The organism is Bacillus aerolatus (assembly GCF_009183655.1).
Lineage (GTDB): Bacteria > Bacillota > Bacilli > Bacillales > Domibacillaceae > Pseudobacillus > Pseudobacillus aerolatus.
On sequence record NZ_WEIO01000011.1, the window covers coordinates 57,977 to 84,903 of the forward strand.

Annotated in this window: 21 protein-coding genes; 14 read left to right on the forward strand and 7 right to left on the reverse strand. The window is 43.0% G+C overall.

The annotated features are described in order from the left end of the window. Positions 1–170 precede the first annotated feature (170 nt). The 4 genes from F9802_RS16290 to F9802_RS16305 all read right to left on the reverse strand — a co-directional run bounded on the left by F9802_RS16290 (position 171) and on the right by F9802_RS16305 (position 5,981). Positions 171–1,526 carry an arsenic transporter gene (locus F9802_RS16290; RefSeq protein ID WP_152154028.1) on the reverse strand — a complete coding sequence of 452 codons (1,356 nt, stop codon included), beginning with the start codon at positions 1,524–1,526 and terminating at the stop codon, positions 171–173. Between the two features lie 256 nt (positions 1,527–1,782). Then, positions 1,783–3,168 carry a YjiH family protein gene (locus F9802_RS16295; RefSeq protein ID WP_152154030.1) on the reverse strand — a complete coding sequence of 462 codons (1,386 nt, stop codon included), beginning with the start codon at positions 3,166–3,168 and terminating at the stop codon, positions 1,783–1,785. A gap of 15 nt (positions 3,169–3,183) precedes the next feature. Continuing rightward, entirely contained in the window at positions 3,184–4,500 is a 1,317-nt protein-coding gene (locus tag F9802_RS16300; RefSeq protein WP_152153852.1) for an aspartate aminotransferase family protein, read from the reverse strand. A 101-nt stretch (positions 4,501–4,601) separates the two neighbouring features. After that, positions 4,602–5,981 carry a sigma-54 interaction domain-containing protein gene (locus F9802_RS16305; RefSeq protein WP_152153854.1) on the reverse strand — a complete coding sequence of 460 codons (1,380 nt, stop codon included), beginning with the start codon at positions 5,979–5,981 and terminating at the stop codon, positions 4,602–4,604. A gap of 445 nt (positions 5,982–6,426) precedes the next feature. Between F9802_RS16305 and F9802_RS16310 the strand changes: the two genes are divergently transcribed. Both F9802_RS16310 and F9802_RS16315 read left to right on the forward strand, forming a co-directional pair. Then, the gene (locus F9802_RS16310) at positions 6,427–7,488 is read left to right on the forward strand and encodes a DUF5105 domain-containing protein (protein ID WP_225435384.1); all 1,062 of its coding nucleotides are present in this window, start codon (positions 6,427–6,429) and stop codon (positions 7,486–7,488) included. Between the two features lie 12 nt (positions 7,489–7,500). Further along, a complete protein-coding gene (locus tag F9802_RS16315; RefSeq protein ID WP_152153856.1) occupies positions 7,501–8,634 on the forward strand; it encodes a TcaA second domain-containing protein in 1,134 nt (377 codons plus the stop codon). Positions 8,635–8,658: 24 nt separating this feature from the next. Here the strand turns inward: F9802_RS16315 and F9802_RS16320 are convergent, their stop codons facing one another. Both F9802_RS16320 and F9802_RS16325 read right to left on the reverse strand, forming a co-directional pair. Next, the gene (locus tag F9802_RS16320) at positions 8,659–9,165 is read right to left on the reverse strand and encodes a GNAT family N-acetyltransferase (protein WP_152153858.1); all 507 of its coding nucleotides are present in this window, start codon (positions 9,163–9,165) and stop codon (positions 8,659–8,661) included. Beyond that, entirely contained in the window at positions 9,162–9,779 is a 618-nt protein-coding gene (locus F9802_RS16325) for a TetR/AcrR family transcriptional regulator (protein ID WP_152153860.1), read from the reverse strand. The genes F9802_RS16320 and F9802_RS16325 overlap by 4 nt, the downstream gene beginning before the upstream one ends. A 360-nt stretch (positions 9,780–10,139) precedes the next feature. Between F9802_RS16325 and F9802_RS16330 the strand changes: the two genes are divergently transcribed. The 6 genes from F9802_RS16330 to F9802_RS16355 all read left to right on the forward strand — a co-directional run bounded on the left by F9802_RS16330 (position 10,140) and on the right by F9802_RS16355 (position 17,998). Beyond that, entirely contained in the window at positions 10,140–12,182 is a 2,043-nt protein-coding gene (locus F9802_RS16330; protein ID WP_152153862.1) for a transporter substrate-binding domain-containing protein, read from the forward strand. Between the two features lies 1 nt (position 12,183). Further along, positions 12,184–13,560: a sigma-54-dependent transcriptional regulator gene (locus F9802_RS16335; protein WP_152153864.1), complete on the forward strand. Its 1,377-nt coding sequence runs from the start codon at positions 12,184–12,186 to the stop codon at positions 13,558–13,560. A gap of 146 nt (positions 13,561–13,706) precedes the next feature. Further along, positions 13,707–14,708, forward strand: a complete 1,002-nt coding sequence (locus tag F9802_RS16340) for a TAXI family TRAP transporter solute-binding subunit (protein WP_152153866.1) — start codon at positions 13,707–13,709, stop codon at positions 14,706–14,708. A gap of 23 nt (positions 14,709–14,731) precedes the next feature. After that, positions 14,732–16,708: a TRAP transporter permease gene (locus tag F9802_RS16345; RefSeq protein ID WP_152153868.1), complete on the forward strand. Its 1,977-nt coding sequence runs from the start codon at positions 14,732–14,734 to the stop codon at positions 16,706–16,708. A 140-nt stretch (positions 16,709–16,848) separates the two neighbouring features. Next, positions 16,849–17,280 carry a DUF4064 domain-containing protein gene (locus F9802_RS16350; RefSeq protein ID WP_191992021.1) on the forward strand — a complete coding sequence of 144 codons (432 nt, stop codon included), beginning with the start codon at positions 16,849–16,851 and terminating at the stop codon, positions 17,278–17,280. Positions 17,281–17,338: 58 nt separating this feature from the next. Beyond that, complete coding sequence (locus F9802_RS16355; protein WP_152153872.1) at positions 17,339–17,998, forward strand: uracil-DNA glycosylase; 660 nt, start codon at positions 17,339–17,341, stop codon at positions 17,996–17,998. Here F9802_RS16355 and F9802_RS16360 read toward each other — a convergent pair. Beyond that, positions 17,993–19,297 carry an MFS transporter gene (locus F9802_RS16360; RefSeq protein ID WP_152153874.1) on the reverse strand — a complete coding sequence of 435 codons (1,305 nt, stop codon included), beginning with the start codon at positions 19,295–19,297 and terminating at the stop codon, positions 17,993–17,995. The genes F9802_RS16355 and F9802_RS16360 overlap by 6 nt on opposite strands. Positions 19,298–19,438: 141 nt before the next feature. On the opposite strand from F9802_RS16360, the gene F9802_RS19795 reads away from it, so the two are divergent. The 6 genes from F9802_RS19795 to lhgO all read left to right on the forward strand — a co-directional run bounded on the left by F9802_RS19795 (position 19,439) and on the right by lhgO (position 26,923). Continuing rightward, positions 19,439–19,585 carry a hypothetical protein gene (locus tag F9802_RS19795; protein WP_191992022.1) on the forward strand — a complete coding sequence of 49 codons (147 nt, stop codon included), beginning with the start codon at positions 19,439–19,441 and terminating at the stop codon, positions 19,583–19,585. Between the two features lie 294 nt (positions 19,586–19,879). Beyond that, positions 19,880–20,818: a manganese-dependent inorganic pyrophosphatase gene (locus F9802_RS16365; RefSeq protein ID WP_152153876.1), complete on the forward strand. Its 939-nt coding sequence runs from the start codon at positions 19,880–19,882 to the stop codon at positions 20,816–20,818. 395 nt (positions 20,819–21,213) lie between these two features. After that, positions 21,214–22,707 (forward strand): peptide MFS transporter, encoded by a 1,494-nt coding sequence (locus F9802_RS16370; RefSeq protein ID WP_191992023.1) that lies wholly within the window; start codon positions 21,214–21,216, stop codon positions 22,705–22,707. A gap of 193 nt (positions 22,708–22,900) precedes the next feature. Further along, positions 22,901–24,118, forward strand: a complete 1,218-nt coding sequence (locus F9802_RS16375) for an alanyl-tRNA editing protein (RefSeq protein ID WP_152153880.1) — start codon at positions 22,901–22,903, stop codon at positions 24,116–24,118. An 883-nt stretch (positions 24,119–25,001) separates the two neighbouring features. Beyond that, entirely contained in the window at positions 25,002–25,676 is a 675-nt protein-coding gene (locus F9802_RS16380; protein ID WP_152153883.1) for a GntR family transcriptional regulator, read from the forward strand. Between the two features lie 32 nt (positions 25,677–25,708). Next, on the forward strand, positions 25,709–26,923 hold the full coding sequence (gene lhgO, locus F9802_RS16385; RefSeq protein WP_152153885.1) for an L-2-hydroxyglutarate oxidase: 1,215 nt from the start codon (positions 25,709–25,711) through the stop codon (positions 26,921–26,923). Positions 26,924–26,927 lie beyond the last annotated feature (4 nt).

Genomic DNA, 26,927 nt, shown 5'->3' on the forward strand with positions numbered 1-26,927 from the left:
AAAGAACCAGCACCTCCGCCAACACTTTAGAGGAGGAGTTTGGTGTTTACGGAGTGGTCTCTTTTCAGCTTGCGGACTAAAGGTTCAGTTCGCAAGCGTTTTTGTTTTAAAGAATGAACAAAACCCCGGTAGTTTTAGTAACGGTTAGGCGATTAACGCATAAGATAATTTTAAGTGAAGACCATTTGCACCCAGTAGAATAATAAAAATAAAGTAATGATGGTTGTTAAGGGTATAACAATCAGTGACACGTTTAAGTAATCTTTCCATGTTATTTTAATCTTATTCTCTCTTAAGATGTGCATCCAAATAAGAGAGGCAAGTGTTCCGATAGGTAATAACAACGATCCCATATCACTTCCAATAATATTCGCAAGATAAATTGTTTTTAAAGTAATTGGATTCAGACCCATTTCTGTTAGAGTGATTGTTCCAATCATTAATGCAGGATGGTTATTAAAGAAGTTAGATAAAATGGAAACTAATCCTCCCATAATAAAGGTCGCCTCTAACAAACCTTCGTTTACAATCGGCCCACATATTTTTACAAGCATTGCTGTCAGCCCTGCGTTATGGAGACCATATATAATCACGTACATGGAAAAGGCAAAGATAAGAATGTGCCATGGAGTTTTCTTCAAGATATCGACAGGGTTTGTGCGCAAATGGTACCATCTCCAAACGAGTAGGATGACTGAGCCGAGGACGGCTACCAGTTCAATTGGAATAGAGAAGTAAGAAGCAACAAAGAGGAGACAGCGGATCACAAAGACAAACAATAATACCCTTAACATAAATTTCGTGCGTTTCCGTTTTGTTTCAACAGAAATAGTTCCTTTTAAAGGATGAAAGTTTTTCTCGAAAAAGATTTCTTCTATATCATATAAAGGGGCGGGCAATGTTTTTGGCAATTGCTTTCTCACAACGATGAACATCAGCCAGGACATAAACAACAATCCTAGTGTAGCAGGTACAAACATCATTACTGTGTGCATATAAAGGGACATATCGATAATTTTCAATGCGATTAAATTGACAATATTGCTTACGCCAATAGGTGCACTCGAAGCTGTGGCAATCAGAGCGCCGCTTAAGAGATAAGGTATTTGTTGATGAGGCTTTAAGTGAAGGTTTTTTAAGAGTATGATTAAAATCGGAGTTGTGATTAAAATGCTGCCATCGTTATTAAATAAAAGTGTCATCAAAAAGCATAGAAGCTGAATATACCAATATAAACGATAGCCTGAGCCTTTAGCTAAATTTGCAAGCTGTGCAGCCGCCCAGTGAAAAAAACCGAAACTTTCTAATATAACAGCCATGACGATCGTAGCTATTATAGTAATAGAGGCACCGCCTATTTTATCGATAATATCCACAATATCTCCACGGGACACAGCCCCTATTAGTAAAATAATCCCTGCACCGATCGAAGTTGGCCAAGCTTCGTTTAATCCTCCTGGCCTCCAAAATATGACCGTCATCGTCATGAAGAATACAAATACTGTAATTCCCATTTCAAAACTCATCATCAACTCTTCCTTTTCGCTAAAATAATGTACCTATGGCGCCCCTCCTTAACCTCTTGCTATTATCTATATTCTTTTCACTGAAATGCGGACTAGGCAGCTAACTAGTTTATAAAATTATGTGTTTGTCCCTAGCTGGAGATAAAGCACTAGATCTTTCGAGAGAAAGTGGAAGAAATAAAGTAACCGCTTTATAGAGAATGAATACAAAGAGGCGGTCTATAAGTGACTGGCACTTATAGATCGCCTCTTTGCATTAAAATACGAATAAATGAGCAATTAACACGATGACAGGTAACGTAATGACCGTACGCTGTACAAAAATAATAAATAACTCAAAAAAGTTTAGCGGAATGTTCGACCGCAAAATTAAAATACCTATTTCAGACATGTAGATGAGTTGTGTCAGTGAAATGCCAGCGATGACAAATCGTGTCAATTCACTTTCAATTCCGCTGCCAATGACGGCTGGCAGGAACATATCAGCAAAGCCGACGAGCATCGTCTGGGCGGCAGCATCGGCTTCTGGCAGTTGCATCCATTCTAGTATCGGGACGAGCGGCGATGAAATAATTTGGAATACAGGCGTAAACTCCGCCACGATAAGAGCAGCTGCTCCAAGGCTCATTACGAGCGGAATGAGCCCGAACCAAATATCAAATACCGTTTCGACTCCGCTTAAAAACAGTTTCTTCGGACTTTTTGCTTTATTGGCTGTGTGGACGGCCTGCTGCCAGCCCCATTTCCATTGCGAAACACCTTCAGGGATCGTTTCATCAATTTGTTGGCCGACTGGCTCGTAATATGTGTCAGGCTTTCTTGAAAGCGGAGGAATTCTCGGCATAATAACAGCTGCAACGATACAAGCAGCCGCGACAGCTAAATAAAAAGGAACGAATAGATGGCCGATGCCAATGACATTGGCAATAACAAGACTGAAAGCAACTGAAGCAATGGAAAAAGTCGTAGCAATAACTGCCGCTTCTCTTTTCGTATAATAGCCTTCATCATACTGTTTCGTTGTAACGAGTACACCTACTGTTCCCGCGCCCATCCAAGAAGCTAAACAGTCGATGGAAGAGCGGCCTGGCAAAGTAAACAGCGGTCTCATAAATTTAATGACGAGGGCTCCGACAAATTCCATCAAACCAAACTCGACTAACAGCGGAAGTAGAAGCCCGGCGAATAAAAACCAGGTCATTAATACGGGGGCCAGGCTATAAAGAACAACACCTCCCGTAGTGTCCGACCAAATAAATTCAGGACCAATTTTCAAAATAGTCATTAAGCCAATAAGAAAGCCGATGAGTCTCATCGCAAAACCGGCAGCCCCAGTGTGAAACAAAGTGTTTAGCAAATGGTTTTCCAAGATGGCACGAGGTTTAAATACGAGTGTGATGGCAGACATGGCGGCCGACAAACCTAATATAAAGACGATAAAGCCCGGCAAATAATCTCCGACCGCGGACTGAACGAACGAAGCCATAATTCCGACGCCGATCGTGACAGCACCGTCATACTTTACTGGCACAAGAAACAGTAAGACCCCGATCAACGATGGGATGATAAATTTCCAGTAGCTGGCGTCGGTTGATACCGGGCGGCCATTTGGTTCTGTCAGTGAATCCGGTTGTGCTTTCATCATAATTCCTCCTTTTTATTTGACGAGAACCGCTTCATACTCTGTCAGCGCTTCATCTAAAATGTTTAATCCTTCATCAATTTGTTCCTTTGTGACAATTAACGGAGGAATCATCCGGATCACTTCACCTGAATTTCCGCATAAGTAGAAAAGCACACCTTTTTCTAATGCAGCATCGAGGATTCTCATCACGCCTTCACCATCAGGCATTCCTGTAGCAGGATCTGTAATTTCAATCCCGATCATTAACCCGATTCCTCTAATACTGCCAATGACAGGGTGTTTTTCTTTTAATTTTTGCAGTTCGGCTAAAGCGTATTTGCCCATTTCTTTTGTGTTTTCCAGCAGGCTTTCTTCCTCAATGATTTCCAGTGAAGCAAGAGCGGCTGAACAAGCCATTGGATTGCCGCCAAATGTCGTTCCATGCGCACCGAGCGGCCATTTTTGCATGAGCTCTTTCGAAGCGACGGTCGCACTTAAAGGCAGCCCGGCCGCTATGCCTTTAGCAATCGCCATAATATCCGGTGTGACATCGAATGCTTGCGCAGCAAACCATTCGCCTGTTCGGCCAAACCCTGTTTGCACTTCATCAAAAATAAGCAAAATGCCGTGGCGGTCACATATTTCACGGATTTTTCTCAGCCAGCCGGCCGGCGGAATAATGTAGCCGCCTTCACCGAGGACAGGTTCAATAATCATGCAGGCGACTTCTTCTGGATCGACTTGGTGGTTAAACAGTGTTTCAGCGTCTCTCTCCAGCTTTTCGGAGAAATATTCTTCGGGATCCATCTGCGGCGGGCAATCTTTTGGGTTGGCATACGGCAATTGATACGTCAGCCAAGAAGGCTGCAAATGCTTTCTGTATTTACTTTTTGATGTAGATACGCTCAAAGCACCGATTGATCGGCCGTGAAAGCATCCAGTGAAAGAAATGACATATGGTCTTTTCGTTGCGTATTTAGCCAGTTTGATCGCACCTTCGATAGCCTCCGTTCCGCTATTGGCGAAGAAAAAGCAATCTAAATCACCAGGCAAGATGTCACCGAGCCGTTTGGCTAACGTTAAAATCGAATCATAAATAATAACGCCTGAAGGACCGTGAATTAAGTGATCGGCACTGTCTTTAATGGCCTGCACAACTTTCGGGTGGCGATGGCCGACATTTTCAACAGCAATACCTGACGTGAAATCTAAATACGTTTTTCCGTCAGCTCCGTAGTAGTAGCAGCCTTCTGCTTTAACGACCGGTAAATTCGGATGATCTTTCGCCATGCTTGGCGCCAGCAAGTTTGAAATATTTCCAACGAGATGAGTCCAGTTTTCTTGTTTCATAGTGAAACCTCCTGATAAGCAATGGTGTAAAAGGCAAAGCTGGAAGACTTGCTGCCTTTGATTATTCCTATTATGCAATATTCATGCCAACTTGTGTATATTTATTTATATTTTTTTAATTTTCTAACGACAGAAGGCTGGCTAATGCCGAGTGCTTTTGCCATTTCGGTCGTCGTTCGGTATTTTTCCTGTGCATGAAAAAGCATTTTCTTTTCTACTTGTTCCAACACTTCTGCGAGAGTTTGTCCAGTTCTTTCTAGGTTAAACAGCGAGTCGCTTTTTAACTGTAATTGATATTCGGCAGGCAGTTCTTCCAGGTTGATGAGGGGGGAACGGCTCGTAATCATTAGTCTTTCCATTAAATTTTCGAGTTCCCTGACATTGCCTTTCCACTCCAGTCCTAGTAAGTGCTCGACTAAAAGGTTGTCCAATTCGCGCTGCCGATTGTGCTGCTTTGCAAAACGGTTTTTAAAATGGTAAATAAGCGCCAGCAAATCTTCTTTCCGTTCACGAAGCGGTGGGATGTGAATGGGAACAACATTTAAGCGGAAATATAAATCCTGCCGAAACTCCTGTTTTTCCACCGCTTTCTTCAAGTCGCGATTAGTGGCAGCAATTAAACGAAAATCTGCTGAAACCGGCTTTGTTCCGCCTACACGATAAAACTGTTTATTTTGAATAAACTTAAGGAGCTTTGCTTGTAAGTGAATCGGAAGCTCGCCGATTTCATCTAAAAATAGCGTCCCGCCTTGTGCCATTTCAGCATAGCCAATTTTTCCTTTCGCTTTGGCACCGGTAAATGATCCGCCTTCATAGCCGAAAAATTCAGCTTCGAATAACGCTTCCGGAATAGCACTGCAGTTAACTTCGATGAAGGGGCCGTTCTTTTTCGGGCTTTTCAGATGAATTTGCTTAGCGAGTGCCGATTTGCCCACGCCCGATTCTCCTAACAGCAAAACTGTGACGTCAATATCTTCTATTCTTTGAATGGTATCCACAATATTTTTCATCGCTTGACTGTCAGCAATCATGCCATCAAGTTTTATACTTTGATGACGAAGCAAGGCAAGTTCGCTTTTTACGCGAGCCATTTCTTCTTCCAAATTATTTAAATATTCCTTGATCACAAGCAGTTCGGAAATGTCGTAAGAATAGCTGACGATATGCTCGATTTCTCCTGTTTCCCCGAAAACCGGTATGCCAGTAATTAATATTTTTTTGCCGGATGGAGTTGTCTGAACGAGAATGACTTTTTTCTTTTTTTGAAGAACTACGGGAGTAATTGCCGGTTTGAACACGCCTTCCTGCTCTAGATCATAGACAGATTTTCCGAGCAGTGTTTCGGGTTCGAGGCCGTAATGGCTGCCGCTTCCCTTACTGACTTTTAAAACAATGCCGTTTGCATTTGTGACCATAATATCTTCTTCGAGAGAATGAAGAACTTCCGCTTTATTGCTCGGATCCATGTAAAAATCGTACATACAACAGCCTCCATTATTCATTTATGAATAAAAAAATTGAATGTTTTTATATTATCATATGAAAATATTGAAAAGACTGATTTATTTATTAATGAATAATTATTCGATTTTGTATAATTGAGAAACATTAACAAACCTTTCGAAATACAAAGCTCACTACTTTAGCTTGCTGCATGGCATGTTGTTTGTCTTGTCCCAGCAGAGAAGACAAACTATTTAATAAAAAGCGAACTGGCCAAAAAAGGACTTATGTCACGCATTTCAAGGAGGGATTTTTAATAGTTAGTTAAATGGACCTTCTGCAATCAGTTTTCACCTTCCAAAACAGGAAAAAATGATTATATATTCCATCTTGTTCTATTTGTAATAATTACCTATCATTGAAAGAGAAAGAAAAAAGCCGACTAAGGAAGAGGCATTTATTTTTAAAATAGGGGGAACAGTTGTGAATAAGAAGATAGGCATATTGGCACTTATTATTTCCGTTATGCTCGTATTGGCTGCATGCGGCGGATCGGGTGCTAAGGAAGCCAGTGGAGAATCTGGAAAAAGCAAAACAATAGAAGTCAATATTGATCAAGCTGAATACATACTGGCGGGCGAAGATGGTGAAGCCGTGGATGAAACGAGCGGTATGCTCGCTGTTGATTTGAAAGTGAAGAACGTATCCAAATCTTCAATCAATGTGTCATCGTATGACGGCGTGTATTTATATGATGGTGACGAGCAGCTAAGCCCGGAAAAAGGTGTATACGTTAGAGGAATCGATTTGAAAGATGAAGGAAACGGAGACATCGGTGCTGGAAAAGTGAAGACGATGACCTTTTATTTCAATGTTGATAAAGATAAAAAATATGAAATTGGTATTACGCCGCGCTTGTCAAATCCTGGTGAAGAAGCGGATGAAGTTTTGCTCGAGCTCGACACAACGAAATATGGGAAAAGCTTTAATAAGCTTCAAGACCCTGCTAAAGCATTAACGGCATACATTGACACTATCTATCTTGGAAAAGAAAACAGTGATTATGAAAAATACGTAACAGCAGATAAGGAAGCTATTCAAGAAGAGGCCAAAGGCGAGTTTAAAAAGCAATTGAGCACTTCTTTACCGGAGAACAGTACGGATGCTGAAATTGAAAAATATTACAATAGTTATAAGGCGGCTCTTGGTGAAAAGGCTAAAGTAGAAGCAAACACAATCGCTAACGCAGGTGGAAAAGCCGTAGTTAAGCTGAATTACTCTACCGTTTCATTAAGAAACGTTTACGACAAGCTTTATAATTATCAAAAAGAGTATCGGGAAAACACTGGCGGATACGATACAGAGAAAGAAAAGCAATATGCATTTTCAAAATTCGATGCAATCGCCAAATCTTTGGAAGTAGTGAAAAGCCAGAATGGCGCAGAAATTAAAATGGTAGAAAAAGACGGAAAATGGACAGTGGATACTTCCGATCATTACAGCGACTATCTTGTAGAAGGATTCGCGAAAGGGAAAGCCTACTAGGGAGCGGAAGTTATGAATAAAAAAAGCTTAATAGTGATTGTTCCTGCAGCTATATTGCTCATTGTGCTTGGCGGCGTGTTTTTTGCTGTGAAGCAGGCGGCTGCGCCGGAAAAGGTTGTTGAAACGTTAAAAGAAGCCATTGCTAAGGACGATCCAGCTATACTGCAAGACGTCATCGTAACGGATAACAAGCAGGCGGCAGTGAACAAAGCCTCCATTCAGGCGATGATTGCTTATTTAAAAGAAAACAGCAGCAGCTATGACGTTATTAAAGCCGGACTTGAAGAGCAAATCAAAGAAAACGATTATGCGACGACGACTCAACAAATTACATTGACTGAAGACGGCAAAAAATGGGGCATGTTTCCCAATTACAAGTTAAGAGTGAAGACTGCCGCTATTAAAGTGACCGGCCAAAGCGAGGCTGACCGAATCAGCCTTGCTGTCAATGAATCTGGCAAGCCGTTTAAAAAGCAAAAAGACGGTCAGTATGGACCTGTTCTTCCGGGAAAATACAACTTAGAAGTCAAGGTAACGAATGAACTGGGCACGTTTTTGAAAGAAGAAGAAAAAGACGTGTGGGGCAGTCCGGAAGTGAGCCTTGTGATTGATGGCAATGCGCTGGCAAGTTCCGATAAAGGTGTTCAAAAAGAAATTATGAAAGCCATGGATACGTTCAACCGTGATATCGCTGTTTATCAAACGTCCGGATTTAATAAAAGCAAACTGACGAATGTAACGGATACAATTCTCGAAGGATCTTTTTTGCTTGAGGAAAGTTTTGAAACTGTGAAAGACTATATTGATGAAATTCATGCTCAATATGCAGGGGCAGTCATTAATCTTGATGACTTGGCGATCCATTATTTTGATGGGCGGTGGACAGCTGATGTGACAGCTCTTGTCGCCTACAACAACAAAGTGAAGTATAGAGACATTAAAGAATTTAAAGATAATTCTTTCCGGTCCGTCAGCACGTATTCCTTTTTCTATGATAAAAAGCAGAAAAGATGGCTGATCGATGATGTAAAACACCGCGATCCTGTCGGGTCAGAAGAAGAATACTGGGAAAATAAACGGGAAATGAAAGTGAAAAACCCTCCTGTCTTAAAGTGGAAACGAGAAGGCGGGGGAATAAAGCTATAACGATGAAAGAGCGCAGGTGACGAATCACCTGCGCTCTTTTTCTCGTCTAACGGCTATGTCTTTTTTGAAGAAGGTAAGAGAAAGGCCGTCTGCGACAGTAACCTGTTCAATCTCCGTAAATCCGCAATGATTGTAGAGTTGAATAGCCGGAGTATTTTTTGACCCGGTAGAAACGATGATTTCTTTCTTACTGAGCGCCAGCTGTTCAATAAACTTTATAAAAGCCCGGGCAATTCCTCGTCTAAAAAAATCTGGATGCACCATCAGCCGGTGAATATCAAGGACATCATCAGTCATTTTAAAAGAAATGGCCCCGGCCAGTTCTCCACGAAGAAAACCACCATAAAATAATTCTCCGCACTGCTGCAATGACTGGACCGTTTCTTTTAACGGCGGGAGATCCCAAAATTGGATAAGGTTTGCCTCCATTTCATAAGCGGGAATTTGGATATTCCATACCATTTGGGCAGCAGCAAGGTTTGTAATGTCTAATTTTTTGATAGACAACTGGTCATTGATATTTTTCTTCATAAATGGCCGACTCCCGAATTTTCTTGTTCTTCTTTACAAATCGAATGGATATGACTCGTAAGTATATGGATGATTCGATTCCGATCCACACGGCTGGGTTCCAGCATGGCATGGAGGGCTAATCCATCAATGATGGCATACAGCTTTTCTGTTTCCACGTCTTTATCAAGCTCTTTTTTAAAGAGTTTCATTTCGTCTAAGTAGTGAATCAACCGGGCAATAGCGGTGAAGATGCCATCGTGGCTGGCGTCAAACACGTCTTTTTTGTGCCGGGCGTGGGCGGTAAAAGCAAACCATACTTCCATTTCCGCCATCGTTTCTTTAGTCGTCGGCACGATTTCTAGCAAAATTTTTAACATCATTTCTTTTGGCGGCAAATTCTCAGCCGCGACTCGTTTGATTCTTGCTTCCGCTTGTTCTTTAACGAGTTCCATCGCGTAAACGAGTAATTCATCTTGTGCAGAAAAGTAATGACGCAAGGCTCCTAAAGAAAGCCCTGCTTCTTTTGCGATGTTTCTTACAGTGGCTCCTTCCATGCCTCGTTCAAGTATGACTCGCCATGTAGCTTCAGCAATTTGTTTTTTTCTTTTTTCATGATCGACTAGTTTTGGCATAGCTTCATCTTATCAAGAAAAAAAGAAAGAAGCAATTTTATAATACAGTTGTATTACAAAAAGGCGAGTGGTAAAATAACATTAAATAATACATTCGTATTAAAAAGGAGTAGATATATGAGTTTTATTGCGTGTAGGTATTGATTTGCTTATTGCTGTCAGCAACTTTGTCTGGCCGAAAAGAGTAAGAGCTTAAGAGAAATAAATATGACTGATCGCTGGCTGCTACTTGCAGACCGGCTCTTTTTCATGGGCAAAATTAAGAGTGAAAACAGCGGTCCAGCCTCCGTTGCTAAGATTCACGACATTTTGAATGTGATACAATAGTGTCAAAATTCTTAAAAGGAGCCGCAGCACGATATGTTCTTTTCTGTTCGATTATTTCTTATTCTTATCTGTTTGCCTGTGCTCGCTGTGTCCTTTCCGGCTCCGGCTGCCGCTAATTTGGTCGACAGTCCATCAAAGCAGCTGGATAAGCCGCCGGCAAAAAAAGTGTACCGCATTGCCGGTGAAAAGCATTTGCCTCCTTTTTCTTATATAAATAAAAAAGGAAAGTTTACTGGCTTCAGTGTAGAGCTCTTTAACTATATTTCTAAAGAAGAAGGTGTGGAGTTTCAATTTTATCCAATGAATTTGTATGAAGCGACGCGTGCACTGAAATCAGGAAAGATCGATGCGATTATGGGATTGAAATACTCCGCAGAACAAAGTGAACGTTTTCAATTTTCAGAGCCGTACTTTACGATGACGGATGCGCTCGTCGTACCGAAAGAGGAGCCAGGTGAAGTAAAAAGCTTAACAGATTTGCGCGGAAAGACAATTGTGATGCAGGAAGAGCCAGTTGCGTTTGATTTGCTGTTAAATGTAAGGCAGGTGGAATTTCAATTAGCGCTTAATGCAAAGGACGGGCTCGATTTTTTATTCATGGAAAGAGCTGATGCCTTGTTAACGAATAAGTGGACAGCTGACTTTTATTTGGAGCAAGCGGGAGAAAAAGCAAATTACCGTCTCCTTGAACATATAGGAGTGCCTTCTGACTTTGCAGTTGCTGTCCGTCCGGGAGAAAAAGAGCTGCTTTCGCTTATTAATGATTCACTGGCCCGGATGCAGGCAAACGGTGAATATCAAATTTTGTATGCGCAGTGGTTTGGTTTGAATCCGGACGGCCGCTTGAAAGAAATGCGCAATTGGATTATTTTTCTGCTTGTCATTATCGGCTGTGCTCTTATTGTCCTTATTTTCATTTACTTATGGAATAAGCGGCTGAAGAAAGAAGTGGCTAAGCGGACATTTGCACTCGCCCAGGCAAATAGTCAATTGGAAATTCAGCAGCACGCGATTTCTGAAGCGAATGCGTTTAAAACACAGATTATTCATCATATGTATTACGGGATTCTAACATTTAACGAGTCTTTGCAGCTGACAAGCTTAAATGAACGGGCGAAAGAAATGCTTGCACTCGAAGGAAAAGAGCAAGTGCAGACGGCAGATGTCCTTAAGCTGCCGCTCATTGCCCGGATCATCGATAACTATGAAACTTTCCGAGAAAGTAAAGGCGAGCCGCAGCTGATTTCAGAAGAAGTAGAGCTGGAATTGAAGGGAGAAACAAGGTTTATTTTATACCGTCTTATCCCTTTGTATGAAGAGCAGGGAAAGAGGAATGGCTGCTTGCTGACACTCGCTGACCGTTCGGAAGCAAAGATGCTCGAAAAAAAACTGGCAACCCAGGAGAAGATGCGGGCACTCGGCCAGCTTGTCGCGGGAGTAGCTCACGAAATCCGCAATCCACTCACTTCAATGAAAACATTTATTGACTTGCTGCCGCGTAAATATGAAGATCCTGAATTTCGACAGGAGCTGATTAAATACGTGCCGGAAGCATTGAGGAGGATGAATACAATTGTCGAGTCGCTGTTGGACTATTCCCGGCCGAAACTTCCGCAGAAAAAGAGATTGGAGGCAAGTTCTTTTATCCAGTCTGTGACAGCGATTATTGAACCGACTGTTAAAAAGAAAAGTGTCCATTTACGATTAGAAGTGGAGCCGGGACTAAAGCTTATTTGCGATCCAGACCAACTGAAACAAGTGATGCTGAACCTTTTGTTAAATGCCCTGGATTCAATGGAAACTACTATGAAAAAACAATTAATAATCAAGGCTGGGAAAAGAGAAGACAGAGCCGTCATCAAATTTGTTGACACCGGCGCCGGCATGGAAAAAGAAGATGTTTCTCATATTTTTGAACCTTTTTACACGACAAAGCCGCACGGCGTCGGACTGGGGTTAACGCTTTGTTATCAATGGATCAAAGAAAATAACGGCGATATGCAAATAGAGACTGTGAAAGGGAAAGGGACGACCTTTACCGTGATATTGCCTGCCGGGAAGAAGGAGGGTACATAAAGTGAAGCCTATTGTATTGATTTTAGATGACGAACCAGCTATAGGATCTTCCTTGCGTTTTGCGCTTGAAAACGAGTATGAAGTGACAGCGGTTACACAAGTAGGTGAAGCGATGGATATTCTGAATCATGGCAGGGTGCGTGTAATGCTGCTTGATTGGCGCCTTGGCGAGGCAGATGGTTTAGAAGTACTGAAGAACGTGAAAAGCACATATCCCGAGACGTCTGTCATTATGATGACTGCTTACGGTACAATTGAATCATCTGTAGAAGCAATCAAGCGGGGAGCTTATCACTATATTACGAAGCCGCTTGATATAGACGAGCTTCATCTTTTAATTGAAAAGGCACTGGAACATCAAAACTTATACAGTAAAATCCGCGAATTAAACGAAACGATCGAAAAAATAAAAGGGTACGACCAAATGATCGGGGAAAGTCCTGCCATGAGAAAAGTATTTTCAGTTATTGAGCGAGTGAAAGACATTGATTCGAGCGTGCTTGTTTTTGGCGAGAGCGGCACAGGCAAAGAGCTTGTGGCGCGTGCTTTGCATAGGCAGGGAAAAAGAAAAAAAGGGCCGTTTATCTCAGTAAATTGCGCCGCTATCCCTGAAGCACTGCTGGAAAGTGAACTGTTCGGCTATGCGAAAGGCGCGTTTACCGGCGCCCTTAGCAGCCGGGAGGGGAAAGTAGCTGCGGCAGACGGCGGGACATTATTTCTCGATGAGATCGGCGACATGCCAGCTTCTTTGCAGGCGAAGATGCTGCGTGTGCTGCAGGAAAAAGAATTTACGCCGCTTGGCTCCACGGAAGTGACAAAAGTAAATGTCCGGATTATTAGTGCGACAAATAAAAATTTGCTGCAAATGGTCGAAGAAGGAACTTTCCGGGAAGATTTGTTTTTTCGCTTGAATGTGATCCCAATCGAGCTGCCGCTTGTAAGTGAGCGAAAAGAAGATTTGCCTGCATTGATTCCTTATTTTCTGCAAAAGTACGCAGAAGAAATGCAGCGGCCGCTGCCTGTGCTTTCTCAAGAAGCTTTCGACCGGCTGCTCGCTTACGATTACCCAGGGAACATTAGACAGCTCAGCAACATTCTTGAATATACGGTAGCTATGGCAAAAGGTGGAACCATTGCAGAAGAGGATTTACCGATGATTATCCGTTCTGAAAATGGCAGGCAAACTCAAGCGTCTGATTTTTCCCCGAACGTCATTCATGTGCCGATCGGAGCCACAATGAAAGAAGCGGAGAAAATAATAATTGAAGCAGTGCTAAAGGATTGCGAAGGAAGCAGAAGAGAAACAGCCCGGCTGCTCGGCATTAGTGAACGCAGTCTCCGCAATAAGCTTCAGCTTTATCGGGAAGGGAATCTATAGCAGAAAAAAGTGCCGTTTAGGAACAATTTGCCGTTCCTAAGCGGCATTTTTTGCCGCTTTCGTGTTTACTCCCTTGATTTAACTCAATTTTAACAATGGTATGAATGTTGCATTATAAATAAAAGAAAAGAAAAAGAGGTGGGGAAATGAAGAAACGTACACGGTTAGTTTTTATTTTAATTTTACTGCTTGTCATTACATCCGCTTGCGGAAACTCCGCTGATGAAAAGGCAGAGGGCGAAGGAAAAGCAGCGGGTCCGCTGGCCGGTCAGCCAGTGACCATTTTAACTGGCGGCACATCGGGCATTTACTTTCAGCTCGGAAATGCACTGGCCAAAATTTATGGAGAAGAGCTTGGGGCCCAAACGAGTGCGCAAACGACAGGAGCTTCTGCAGAAAACACAGCTAAAATCTCTAGAAAAAAAGCAGAACTCGGGTTTGCCATGGCTGACACGGTGACGGATGCTTACACGGGGGAAGGGAACTTTGCTAAAGCAGGCGCCCTTTCTAACGTGAGGGCAGTCGCCTCACTTTATCCTAACTATATGCAAATCGTTGCTCCGAAAAAGCTTGGAATTAAGACATTGGAAGATTTAAAAGATAAAGATCTCGCGGTCGGTGCTCTCGGCAGCGGAACAGAAATTATGGCGAAACGGATTTTGGAAGAAGCGGGTATTACGTATGATGATGTGAATGCAGACTTTTTATCGTTTTCAGAAGGAATTGAAGGCATCAAAAACGGCACGACAGATGTTGCTTTCTTGTCTTCCGGTTATCCGAACTCAGGCATCATGGAATTGGCAGCAACAGATGAAGTAGAAATCATTCCAGTACCAAAAGAAATTACCGAAAGTCTTCAAAAGAAATACCCGGCATTTGAAGTCGGCAGCATTCCAGCCAATACGTACAAAGGTGTGAAAAGAGACAAAGAAACCGTCAAAGTTAATAATTTGTTAATCACCCACAAAGATTTGCCGGATGAAGAAGTGTACTTGCTGACGAAAACACTGTTTGAACAATTAGACGCTTTGCAAAATGCCCACAGCTCGGCTAAGCATATTGAACTTGAAAAAGCAGCTTTAAAACTGCCGCTGCCACTGCATCCGGGTGCAGAAAAGTATTATAAAGAAAAAGGCGTTTTACAGTAAAAGAAAAAGGGAGGGATCGATGAATGGTTAATACAGCTAAAGAAATACCAGAAACGGTTGAAGGACAAGAAGACATTCTCCAGAAATATGACAGTGAATCGAGATTTCGCAAAATAGACCAAGGGTTTTGGCGCTGGGCCATTTTTATTTTAAGTGTGGGCCTTGCCGGCTATCATTTATATACAGCTTACTTCGGGCCGCTTGATGCTTTGCGTCACCGCTCGCTGCACACAGCTATTATTGCCGCTCTTGTGTTTATTTTATATCCAGCCTTTTATAAAAAGAAAACGAATAAAGTCACTGTGATTGACGTTGTCTGGATGGCGGCAGCAATCGCCACAGGTGGATACATGATTGTTGATTATGAAGGCATTGCTGAGAGGATGTCCATCTATATGCCGAGCGGAGTTGATATTGCGTTCGGACTGCTCACTATTGCTGTCGTCATTGAAGGCGGCCGCCGGGTAGCAGGCAATGCGCTGACTATTCTGACTGTGCTGTTTCTTGTGTATGCGTTCTTTGGACAGTACTTTCCGAATATGTTCAAGCATTCAGGAAAAGATTTAGAAGATATTGTCACATATATGTATTTATCTACAGAAGGGATTTACGGAATTGCTATTTCTGTTTCCGCTTCTTATATTATTCTCTTTATTTTATTCGGCGCTTTTTTAAATCGTTCTGGCATGGGCCAATTTTTCACGGACATATCGCTCAGTTTAGCGGGTCACACTACCGGGGGTCCGGCAAAAGTGGCAGTTGTGTCAAGCGGACTGCTTGGGTCCATTAACGGAAGTGCACTTGCCAACGTTGTAACGACAGGGGCTTTTACGATTCCATTAATGAAGCGTGTCGGCTATAAGCCGGAATTCGCCGGTGCCGTTGAAGCAACAGCTTCTGTCGGCGGACAAATTATTCCGCCGGTCATGGGAGCAACGGCATTTATTATGGCGGAAACGCTCGGCATGCCGTACAACCAGATTGCGCTTGCCGCTATATTGCCGGCTTTTCTTTATTATCTCGGCATTATTTGTATCGTTCATTTCCGGGCAAAAAAGCTCGGTCTCAGCGGAATGTCCAAAGCAGAACTGCCGAATTTATGGCAAGTGTTTAAAAATGGCGGCCATTTGCTCATTCCAATCATTGTACTGATTGGCCTGCTAATTGCCGGGAGAACTCCGCTGTTTGCCGCCTTTTACGCCATCGTACTTTCTGTCGTTGTCAGTTGGTTCAATAAAGAAACGCGAATGGGAATTAAAGAAATTCTTGGAGCGATGGAAGACGGTGTCCGGGCTGCGCTTGGCGTGGCGATGTCGTGTGCGATGGTCGGCTTGATTGTTGGTGTGAGCACATTGACAGGTCTCGGACCGAAGCTCACTCAATCCATTCTTGTGCTCGGCCAGGGAGAAATGTTCTTAACGCTAATCTTCACGATGGTCGCTTGTATCATTATGGGAATGGGGCTTCCGTCTATTCCGACGTATATTATTACAGCGACGATGGCCGCACCGGCTTTGCTCGAACTTGGAGTCGCGCCATTTGTCACTCATATGTTCGTCTTTTATTTCGGTATTTTAGCGAACGTAACACCTCCGGTTGCATTGGCTGCTTTTGCGGGAGCGGGTATTGCCGGAGCCAGTCCGAATAAGACAGGCTTTGAAGCACTGCGGCTTGCGTTGTCCGGCTTTATCATCCCGTACATTTTTGTTTTTTCACCTGTTTTATTGATGCAGGACGTAACAAGCCCGCTAGAAGTAGTCTGGGTGACGATCACGGCGATCATAGGCATACTCGGATTGAGTGCAGCGCTTGAAAGATATTTAATCGCAGATTTGCCGCTGCCGCTTGCCGCTTTATGCCTTGCCGGCTCCATCACATTAATTATTCCGGGCATATGGACAGATATTATTGGGCTCAGTGTGCTTGCCATCGTTCTTGTCCAGCAGCTTTTTTCCCGAGCGAAAGCCCGGCAGAATATTTCAGGTACAAAAGCGATATAATTAAGAAGAAGACAGGTCGCATACCTGTCTTTTTCTTATGTATAAGCAGCTGGAAATGAAAACTTTAGGCCAGTTCACTCTTTTTCGAGTAGGATATGTGCCTAAGGGTATATATTAATCATGAGAAAGGAGGTTGTGACATGAAACGAACGGCAGAATTAATTTTAACGGTTATCGGTATTATCATTAACCTTTTGCTTATCGCGGGCGGCGTGCTGATCATTAATCTTTTGAAAGATCCCACACTTCGACAAGAGTTAGAAATGGAACTAATGAATGATCCGCAAATAGCGGGTACGGGTCTCGATATGACTGCAATAATGAATACGATCAATGGTGTCGGCTGGGGCTTTGTTGCCATTGTCACTCTTAGTACGGTTTTAAGTTTGGCTGCTGCTTTTTCCGTTCGGGGCAATCGCCGGCCAAAGCTTGCCGGAGGGCTGTTAATAGCGAGTGCGCTTATTGTCGGCATTGGAACGATATTAATCGGCTGGCTGCCGGCTCTTCTCTTTTTAATTGCCGGTATTTTATGTTTTGCAAGAAAGGTTAAAACGATCACAAAAACAACTTAACAGGCGGGCTGTCTTAAAGGCAGCCTGTTTTTCAACGACTCAGAAAGGAGAACCACCAATGCAAATACCGGGGTGGCTTGCTGAACTTGGCAAAAAGCGAATTGATCCTTATCCTGTCGAAGGCTTTGTCTACGGGATGGGTCCTGAAAAACCAAAGCTAATGCTCGTGGGGGAAGCGCCGGGAGAAACGGAAATTCACAACGGCATTCCTTTCAGCGGCAGAGCGGGCGAAGAATTGATGAAGTTTTTAGAACGGGCCGGAGTCTCAAGGGGAGAAGTGTATATTACGAGTGCGGTCAGAAGCCGGCCGTATAAATGGGGAGAAAAGCGGACGAGAGCGGGAGAAATGGTGAAAAGAAAATACAATCGGGCGCCGACTTCTAGAGAAATTCTGGCTCATGCCCCGTTGCTTGATTATGAAATTGAGCATGTCGATACTCCCTTGATCGTGGCTCTCGGAAACATTGGTCTGAAACGATTGTGCGGGCCGGATATGAAAATCACCGAAGTGCACGGCCGTTTCTTTCGGCAGCCTGTCAGACGGCTGAAGGACATAGAGAGCAGTGAATATGAATGGACAGAAAAAGAGTATCTCATTTTTCCGACGTTTCACCCTGCCTCCATTTTCTACAACCGCCAGCTGCTTGAGCTTATCCACGACGATATGGACGAGCTGAGACGCTATTTGGAAAACCCGAATGATACATCTGTTTTATAAACGAATGCGACGATGAACGAGCAGGCCGATGAGGACAAGAATCATTAAAGAACCGAGTGCTGTACGGCTGGCTACATTGCCATAGCCGGCGAGAACGAGTGTAATTGTGCCGTAAATAAATGGACCAACAATGGCGGACACTTTTCCCGAAAAAGCAAATAGGCCAAAAAACTGTCCTCTTTTTTCTTTCGGCGTCGCTTCGATAATAAATGTTCTTGAAGTGACCCATACAGCTCCGAGCGATACGCCGAACAAGCTGCCAGCGACCCAGAACATCGCTTCGTTGACAGCAAATGTGGCAATAAACAGCGCAACTAGCAAAATGATCCCGACAATATTGACCGCTCTTTTCGCGCCAAGTGCTTTTGTAATGTAGCCGAAGAGAAAAGAGCCGATAATGCTTGCAATAGTTGAAACGAGATAAAGCAAAATAAACTGTCCGGAACTAAAGCCGACAATGGCTTTTGCGTATACAGCCATCATCGCCACCGCCGTAGCAATCGCATCATTTAAGAAAAAGTACACGATCATGAACAGAAAAATAACCCGGTGCTGTCTCATCTCTTTAAAAGTAGAAATAATTTCACGGTAGCCGCTAATAAAGGACTTTTTTTCTACAGGAGGGGAAAGCTTTGTTTCCCGTCCGGTGAGCATGAGCGGCAATGAAAAAATAAGGAACAAAACAGCCGTTGGAATAAAGGCGCGATGGAAGTCACCGTCGCCGATAAATGGATAGACGGCAAGTCCTGCCAGCGTCCCGATATAACCGACGGCCACGCCGAATCCGGATAGCAGCGGCACTTCTTCTTTCGATCCTAAGTCTGCGAGCATCGTATCGTAAAAAATTAAACTGGAATGATAGAAAAACTTAGCCACGACAAATAGTAGAACGACAAAAACAAGGGAAGCGGGCAGACCGAACACAGTTTTTTGTAAATCGGACGAAGCAGCAAGCCCCATAAGAACAGTACATAACACGCAAATAAGCGTAAACGGAATAATATAGCGTTTTTTCTTGCCGGTTCGGTCAATCAAAACACCAAACAGCGGAGAAAATAATACGAGAAAAAAACTCGCTGCCGCATTCGCGTAAGAAATGAACGTGCTCGCTATTTGGTTAAGCTGTTCATTCCCGCCAATTGCTTCCTGAAGGTAAAAAGGAAAGAAGATGGTAATAATATTGGAAGAGAAAATTGTGTTGGCAAAGTCATAAAGTGCCCAGGACAGAACTGGAAGCGAAAAGTATAACCCCCAGGCCGGCCGCTTTGCCGCTGATTCGTTTCTTTCGGTTTGAGCCATCAACCTCACCCTCTTTTCACCGGTTTCTCTTATTGTAGTTGAAACTTAATTGGAAGCGGCAAGAATTTTGTCGAATACGAAAAAGAGTTTTAAGGAACAAAATGAGGGAAACAAATTGATAAAATGAGAGGAGGAAAAAAGATGGCCGACAATAATGACCACGATCGTCTCATGGAGCAGGAAAGAAAAAAACAGGAAGAACAAAAACGAGAAAATGAGTTTAAGAATCAAGCCCGCGAGTCCGATCAGCAAAACCGGTTAAAAGACCAGGAAAACATGAAAAAATAAAGGAGAGAAGACCAAGTGAATGTTCACTTGGTCTTCTCTCGGTAACAAGAGATTAGGAGCGGCTTATTTATTTTACTTGACAAATGACCAGAGGAAATGAGAAAAAACTGTTATCGAAAATCATCAATAGAGAAAATAGTAATTGAAGTTTAATCCGACTAATCTTATTAATTTAATGAATTTTTGAAAGTAAACGAGAAATTTGAAGTGTTTTGCGTTAAAATAGTAACATGGAATAAAAGCGGAGCCTGGAAGTACCGCTATCTATTAATTAGACAAGTGAGGAGTTAAACGATGAGTAAAGTACTTATTTTCGGACACAAAAACCCAGATACAGATTCTATTTGTTCTGCTATTGCTTATGCAGCCTTGAAAAAAGAATTGGGTGTGGACGCTGAGCCTGTGCGTCTTGGCGGTTTGAACGGAGAAACGGAATATGCATTAAAGCAATTTGGTGCCGAGCTGCCACGCTTGATTAAAAAGGCTGCTCCTGAAGTGGAACAAGTCATTTTAGTAGATCATAATGAGCGCCAGCAAAGCGTTGATGATATTGATGCTGTTCGTATACTGGAAGTCATTGATCATCACCGGATCGCTAACTTTGAAACGAGCGACCCGCTGTACTATCGTGCGGAGCCAGTTGGCTGCACAGCAACTATTTTAAATAAAATGTATAAAGAAAACGGTGTAGCTGTGCCGAAAAACGTAGCGGGACTAATGCTGTCAGCTATTATTTCGGATTCACTTTTATTTAAATCGCCGACTTGCACTGAAGAAGACATAAAAGCCGCACAAGAGCTTGCAGAAATTGCCGGTGTCAATGCGGAAGAATACGGTCTTGCCATGTTGAAAGCGGGAGCTGATTTAAGTGGAGAAACAACAGAAACATTAATTTCACTCGATTCTAAAGTATTCGCAATGGGAAATTATCAAGTGGAAGTGGCGCAAGTAAATGCGATTGATGTATTAGATATTCTTGCCCGCAAGGAAGAAATTGAAGAAGCGCTGCAACGCACGATTGCAGAAAAAGAGCTTGATTTGTTTTTATTCGTTGTAACGGATATATTGAACAGCAACTCTGTCGCTATTGTGGCCGGTCAGGAAGCCGCCGTTGTTGAAAAAGCATATAATACACCAATTTCTGATCGGACGATCGTATTAGAAGGTGTCGTTTCCCGCAAGAAACAAATCATTCCTGTGTTAACGGATATTTTTCAAGAAATGTCGCAATAATAAAGTGAAAAGCATGACTGGGCTAAAGCTTCCGGTCATGCTTTTTTTTCCTGTTTAGGAAACTATAAAATAATCGCATTGTGTATAACTTTGCTAATAAGCGGGTCTACGCCCAGCTCCAGCGCCTAGCCCCTCGAGCTCCAAGGAGACGCAGCTAGACATTGGTGAAAGAACATTTTTGCCTAAGGCTGATCAAGGAGCTTGCACATCTGTTCTGAAATGTTAAAGTAAATAAAAAATTATAACTATTTTGAAATAGTATTGTTTGATTGACAAGAAAGTTCAGTCAAATTATGATAGAGTGGTTTCATTTTTCTCGAATAACTTCTGCCTTGTTAAATTTTTTGATAATACTGCAAATAATAAAGGACAGAAAAAAGGAAGGAGAGCTTCAGTTGGACAGTAACTATAAGAAGAAAATTGTCCAAAGTGTTCCGCAAACTGGTTTTTTTGGGCACCCTAAAGGATTATTCACGCTGTTTTTCACAGAGTTTTGGGAGCGTTTTTCATATTATGGAATGAGAGCGATCCTGCTCTTTTATATGTATTATGAAGTGTCTAAAGGCGGTTTGGGGCTGGATCAGGGAACGGCCGCTTCCATTATGGCCATTTACGGTTCGCTCGTTTACATGTCAGGGATTATCGGAGGCTGGCTTGCTGACCGCCTGCTCGGTACATCAAGAACTGTGTTTTACGGCGGCGTGCTCATTATGCTCGGTCATATTATTCTCGCTTTGCCCGCGGGTGTGACGGCTTTATTTGTTTCTATGGGGTTCATCGTCATCGGTACCGGCCTGTTAAAGCCGAATGTATCGAGTGTTGTTGGTGATATGTATTCCGATGAGGATCCGCGCCGCGATTCAGGTTTTAGTATTTTTTATATGGGAATCAACGCAGGAGGGTTGCTTGCTCCTCTAATTATCGGGACGATTGGCCAGCAGTACAACTTCCATCTCGGCTTCAGCCTGGCAGCTATTGGAATGTTTCTCGGTCTTGTTGTATTTGTTGTTACGAAAAAGAAAAATCTTGGTTTAGCTGGGACTTATGTTCCTAACCCGCTGACTGGAGAAGAAAAGAAAAAAGTATTCAGCCGCCTTGGTATTGGGGCTGTAGTGATTGTTATTTTGGGAGCTGTCGGAATTACGACTGGACTGCTCACAATCGAACGGTTTATTTTCATGGTCAGTATTTTTGGAATTATTATTCCGGCTGTTTATTTCTTCGTCATGTACCGCAGTCCAAAAACATCAGAAGTGGAACAGTCCCGGTTACTTGCCTATATCCCGCTGTTTATTGCGGCGATGATGTTTTGGGCGATTCAAGAACAAGGTTCCATCATTTTAGCAAGATATGCCGATGAGCGTACACAATTGAGCTTTGCGGGAATAGAACTGCAATCTTCGTGGTTCCAGTCGTTGAACCCGTTGTTTATTGTTATGCTTGCACCTGTGTTTGCCTGGCTGTGGGTGAAACTTGGCAACCGCCAGCCATCCACACCGAAGAAATTTTCACTTGGGCTGCTGTTTGCCGGATTGTCATTCATTGTAATGATCGTGCCTGCTTACGTGAATGGTACAGAATCACTCGTTAATCCGATGTGGCTTGTGCTCAGCTTCTTCCTTGTTGTGTTAGGCGAACTATGCCTATCTCCTGTTGGTTTGTCAGCGACAACGAAATTGGCACCATCGGCCTTCTCAGCGCAAACGATGAGCTTGTGGTTCCTATCGAATGCATCCGCACAGGCGATCAACGCTCAAATCGTCCGCTTCTATAAACCGGAAACAGAAATTATTTACTTCGGTGTCATCGGTGGTATTTCCATTATTCTCGGCCTAATTCTTTACCTCGTATCAACAAGAATTCACGGAATGATGAAAGGCGTTAACTAACTTTAACATGAGACGGGGGTCAGCCCTTTGCCGCTTTAAAGCGGCGGGGGACTGACCCCCATTTCTTTAAAGCACTAAAGTAAGCTATTTGTCAGGTTTGGGTGACAAATGGCTTTTTTTGTGCGGATTTTGTTATATTAAACATAACGAAACAAGCTGAATGAAAGAATGTCTTTAGGCAAAAGGAGTGGTGATGGTGACGGAGAAATTATTTTATGAGGATGCTTATACAAAGTCATTTACGGCAAATATTGTGAAGCAAGGGGTAGATGAGGAGAGTCGAATATTCGCTGTGCTGAGCGGAACCGCGTTTTATCCGGAAGGGGGCGGTCAGCCGTCTGATACAGGAACATTAAACGGAGTGCGTGTCATGGATGTGCAAACTGTGGATGGTGAAATTCGGCATTACCTTGAAAGAGGGCTTGAGACGACGGATGGCGAAGTAAGCGGGGAGATCAATTGGCCGCGCCGTTACGACTATATGCAGCAGCACGCAGGCCAGCATATTTTATCCGCCGCATTTGAAGAATTATTCGACATTCAAACAACGAGCTTTCATTTAGGTGAAGAAACAGTGACCATTGATTTGGCTGCGGAAACTTTAACGGAAGAGATCCTCAAACAAGCTGAGGAAAAAGCCAATCAAATCATATTGGAAAATCGTCCAATTGAAGTGAAGTGGGTTACTTTAGAAGAAGCTTCCCGTTATCCGCTGAGAAAACAGCTGGCTGTGACAGGCAACGTCCGACTCGTCATTATTCCTGAGTTTGACTACAATGGCTGCGGAGGAACTCATCCGCGCGTTACAGGTGAAGTGATGGCAGTGAAACTGTTGAATTGGGAGCGTCAGCGCAAACAAGTCCGGCTGGAATTTGTATGCGGCAGCCGGGTATTAAAGCAGCTAGGTGAAAAGCAGACGGTGATCAAGGAACTTTCCCGTCTATTGAATAGCCCGCAGGGAAAAATAGCGGAAGCTGCGAGACAGTTGCTGGAAGAAAAAAAAGCGCTGCAATCGGCGCTGGATGAAGCGCAAGGGCAATTGCTGGAATGCGAAGCTGCGGCACTTCTGCGAGAATCTGAAAATAAAGAAGGGCAGAAGCTTCTCGTGCAAGTGTTTAAAGACCGCCCGATACAAGCCCTGCAAAAACTGGCCAGGATTACTGTGGAGAAAGAACGCAACGCTATTGTGATCTTCGTATCAGAAAGCGAAAACAAACTTCAAATCACAGCCGCTGGCGGAAACGACACGAATGTTGATTTGAAAAAAACGGCCGCAGCTACCTTTCCGCTCATCGAAGGAAAAGGCGGCGGCAATCCCCGCTTCATACAAGGCGGCGGCCGGCGCACCATGTCCGGCGCAGAATTGGCTAGGTCTTTTGCAGGGGGTCTGACCCCCGGTGCTTTAAAGTGATAAAGAAAGGGTGTTTGTGTAACGGAGTCTTTTATCTAAAACGCTAGCTGTTCTCCTAGCTCAGCGGGATGTGGATCAAGAAGGGGAAATGGAGGACGTCCTTTTATTAACAGAAGCATTCAATCAGGAAAAAATATTTAAATGATGTAAAGATATGGAGCTGTTAATCGCGGGCCAAATGATTGTACGGGAAAAAACAGCCAACAGTGAAGTTGTATCCGCAAGTCTTGCTGTTTCAATCGAAGCGATTATGTAAGCCAAGCACAGCAAACAGCGATGATAGCGGCTGTTTCTGTGAGTACGGCTGCAGCTGTCTCGTCCAATTCATAAAAAACAATTGACAGAATAGTTAATAATCCGTAAGATAGTAGTATTAACTAGTAAGCGGGCATGGAAAGTCACTTCCTTAAAGACTTCCTCTTTATGATCAAGTGAAATGGCCATTCTGCTGTGACATATGTAGAAACTGTCAAATCTGCTTTAGTCTCAAGAAAAGGAGACAGGCGCGCAGGTTAAGCCAGTAGTATCTTTCCCTATGGATAGATATTGCTGGCTTTTTTTCGTTTCACTTTCCAATCATAAAAAAATAGAGGAGGAAAAAAACGATGTGCAAAAAAACATCCAGCTGCGGAAAATGTAAAAAATATCCAATGGCGTTTGCTATTCAAGAAAGAAAAATAGAGCAAAAAGTAGCCAGCCTGTTAGAAAAGAAAAAATAAAATTGTATCCAATGTATTGGAGATTGCGATAATGAAATCATGGTTAAACACCTTGATTGAAAGGATTTTAAAAATATTCTTGCAATTCAGCGTTTTGTGTGATAGATTTTTTGTATCCAATATCCAATAAATATTGAAATCATTTTTTACCGGAGTGTTCGTCAATGAATTTTCAGCCTTCGAAAGATAAAACAACTGTCGTCAGTTATGTTACGAAAAATTTGCGGCAGGCCATTTTAAACGGCACCTTTAAAAAAGGAGAAAGACTGATCCAGGAAGACTGGGCGAATATGCTGAATGTAAGCCGGATGCCGATTAGAGAAGCGCTGGCTCAGCTGCAGTCGGAAGGATTAGTGAAAATTGTTCCTCATAAAGGAGCAATCGTCACTCCTATAACGAAAGAAGATATTGAAGAAATTTATCACTTAAGGTCTTATTTGGAAGGTCTTGCTGTAGAAAAGTCTCTCCCGTTTTTAACAGAAGAAGATAAGCGAGAATTGAAAGAAACGGTAGAAAAGATGGAATCACTACAGCTGACAGATGAAACAAATGATTATTACATTGCTTTAAATGAAAACTTTCATAAGCTGCTGCGAAAAGGCTGCCCCTGGACAAGAGTGACAAAGGCGGTCGAAAACCTCGGGATATCACCGATTGCTCCAAGTTTACTCGCTGACTATTACTCAGAGACACAGCGGGAGCATCGGTTTATTTATGAAGCAGCTACCAGGAACGATCCTGCTGAATTAAGAGCAGCTGTTGAGTACCACATTTTGCGAACGAAAAACAATTTAATTTCTTATATGGCTGAGCTGGAAAAACAAAGTTATCAAGAATAGAAAAAATGAAAAAGAATAGAGGGGGAAATACAATGTATGATTTTAGTATTGTCGGCGGGGGTATCGTCGGATTGTCTACCGCAAAAGCGCTATATGAACGCTATCCAAACGCAAAAGTTCTTTTGCTTGAAAAAGAAGATCAGCTGGCTGCCCATCAAACAGGACATAACAGTGGAGTCATCCATTCAGGGATTTACTATAAGCCGGGAAGCTACAAAGCCCGGTTCGCTCGCCAAGGCAGTAAATCGATGACTGAGTTTTGCCAAAGATATGATATTGAGCATGACATTTGCGGGAAAGTTATTGTCGCAACAAAAGATGAGGAACTGCCGCTTTTAGATAATCTTTACAAGCGCGGCCTTGAAAATGAGCTAGATGTGACAAAGATTGGCAAAGAAGAATTAAAGGAAATTGAACCGCACGTTAACGGAAAAGCAGCCGTTAAAGTAGCGGCAGCCGGCATCGTCAACTACAAGCAAGTGACGGAAAAGTTTGGGGAAATTGTCCGCGGTCAAGGCTGTGACATTCGTCTCGGCACAAAAGTGGAGAATATTTCAGAGCTAAATGATGAAATCACAATTGAAACAAACAAAGGCACCTTTAAAACAAGGTTTTTGATCAATTGTGCTGGACTTCACAGTGATCGGGTGACAAAGCTTGCGGGCTATAAAACAGACGTGAAAATTATTCCATTTCGCGGAGAGTATTATAAGTTGATACCTGAAAAAAGGCACTTAGTGAAAAACTTAATTTATCCCGTGCCAAACCCTAAATTTCCATTCCTTGGTGTTCATTTTACGCGGATGATCGGCGGCGAAGTGGATGCAGGGCCGAACGCAGTACTTAGTTTTAAGCGGGAAGGATACAAAATATCTGACTTTAATTTAAAAGATTTTGCGGAAGTAATGGGCTATCCAGGCTTTTGGAAGCTTGCAAGCAAATTCATGGGTGAAGGATTGGAAGAAATGGCCCGTTCGATAAGTAAGGCGAAATTTGTAGCGAGTCTTCAAGAATTAATTCCGGAAGTTCAGGCGGAAGATTTGGTTCCAGGCCCGGCAGGGGTGCGCGCTCAGGCGGTAAAAACGGACGGCGGCTTCGTTGATGACTTCCACATTATTTCCGGAGAAAACAGTATTCACGTTTGTAACGCACCATCGCCAGCTGCTACAGCTTCTATTGAAATCGGCAAAGAAATAGTTAATCAAATTGCTGATCAACAGCATTTAATAAGTGCAGTCAGTTCATGAGAGG

Coding starts and splice junctions, on each gene's coding strand:
- F9802_RS16290 (WP_152154028.1), bottom strand. CDS start 1,526: ATGAGTTTTGAAATGGGAATTACAGTATTTGTATTCTTCATGACGATG.
- F9802_RS16295 (WP_152154030.1), bottom strand. CDS start 3,168: ATGAAAGCACAACCGGATTCACTGACAGAACCAAATGGCCGCCCGGTA.
- F9802_RS16300 (WP_152153852.1), bottom strand. CDS start 4,500: ATGAAACAAGAAAACTGGACTCATCTCGTTGGAAATATTTCAAACTTG.
- F9802_RS16305 (WP_152153854.1), bottom strand. CDS start 5,981: ATGTACGATTTTTACATGGATCCGAGCAATAAAGCGGAAGTTCTTCAT.
- F9802_RS16315 (WP_152153856.1), top strand. CDS start 7,501: ATGAATAAAAAAAGCTTAATAGTGATTGTTCCTGCAGCTATATTGCTC.
- F9802_RS16320 (WP_152153858.1), bottom strand. CDS start 9,165: ATGAAGAAAAATATCAATGACCAGTTGTCTATCAAAAAATTAGACATT.
- F9802_RS16325 (WP_152153860.1), bottom strand. CDS start 9,779: ATGCCAAAACTAGTCGATCATGAAAAAAGAAAAAAACAAATTGCTGAA.
- F9802_RS16330 (WP_152153862.1), top strand. CDS start 10,140: ATGTTCTTTTCTGTTCGATTATTTCTTATTCTTATCTGTTTGCCTGTG.
- F9802_RS16340 (WP_152153866.1), top strand. CDS start 13,707: ATGAAGAAACGTACACGGTTAGTTTTTATTTTAATTTTACTGCTTGTC.
- F9802_RS16345 (WP_152153868.1), top strand. CDS start 14,732: ATGGTTAATACAGCTAAAGAAATACCAGAAACGGTTGAAGGACAAGAA.
- F9802_RS16350 (WP_191992021.1), top strand. CDS start 16,849: ATGAAACGAACGGCAGAATTAATTTTAACGGTTATCGGTATTATCATT.
- F9802_RS16355 (WP_152153872.1), top strand. CDS start 17,339: ATGCAAATACCGGGGTGGCTTGCTGAACTTGGCAAAAAGCGAATTGAT.
- F9802_RS16360 (WP_152153874.1), bottom strand. CDS start 19,297: ATGGCTCAAACCGAAAGAAACGAATCAGCGGCAAAGCGGCCGGCCTGG.
- F9802_RS19795 (WP_191992022.1), top strand. CDS start 19,439: ATGGCCGACAATAATGACCACGATCGTCTCATGGAGCAGGAAAGAAAA.
- F9802_RS16365 (WP_152153876.1), top strand. CDS start 19,880: ATGAGTAAAGTACTTATTTTCGGACACAAAAACCCAGATACAGATTCT.
- F9802_RS16375 (WP_152153880.1), top strand. CDS start 22,901: ATGGTGACGGAGAAATTATTTTATGAGGATGCTTATACAAAGTCATTT.
- F9802_RS16380 (WP_152153883.1), top strand. CDS start 25,002: ATGAATTTTCAGCCTTCGAAAGATAAAACAACTGTCGTCAGTTATGTT.
- lhgO (WP_152153885.1), top strand. CDS start 25,709: ATGTATGATTTTAGTATTGTCGGCGGGGGTATCGTCGGATTGTCTACC.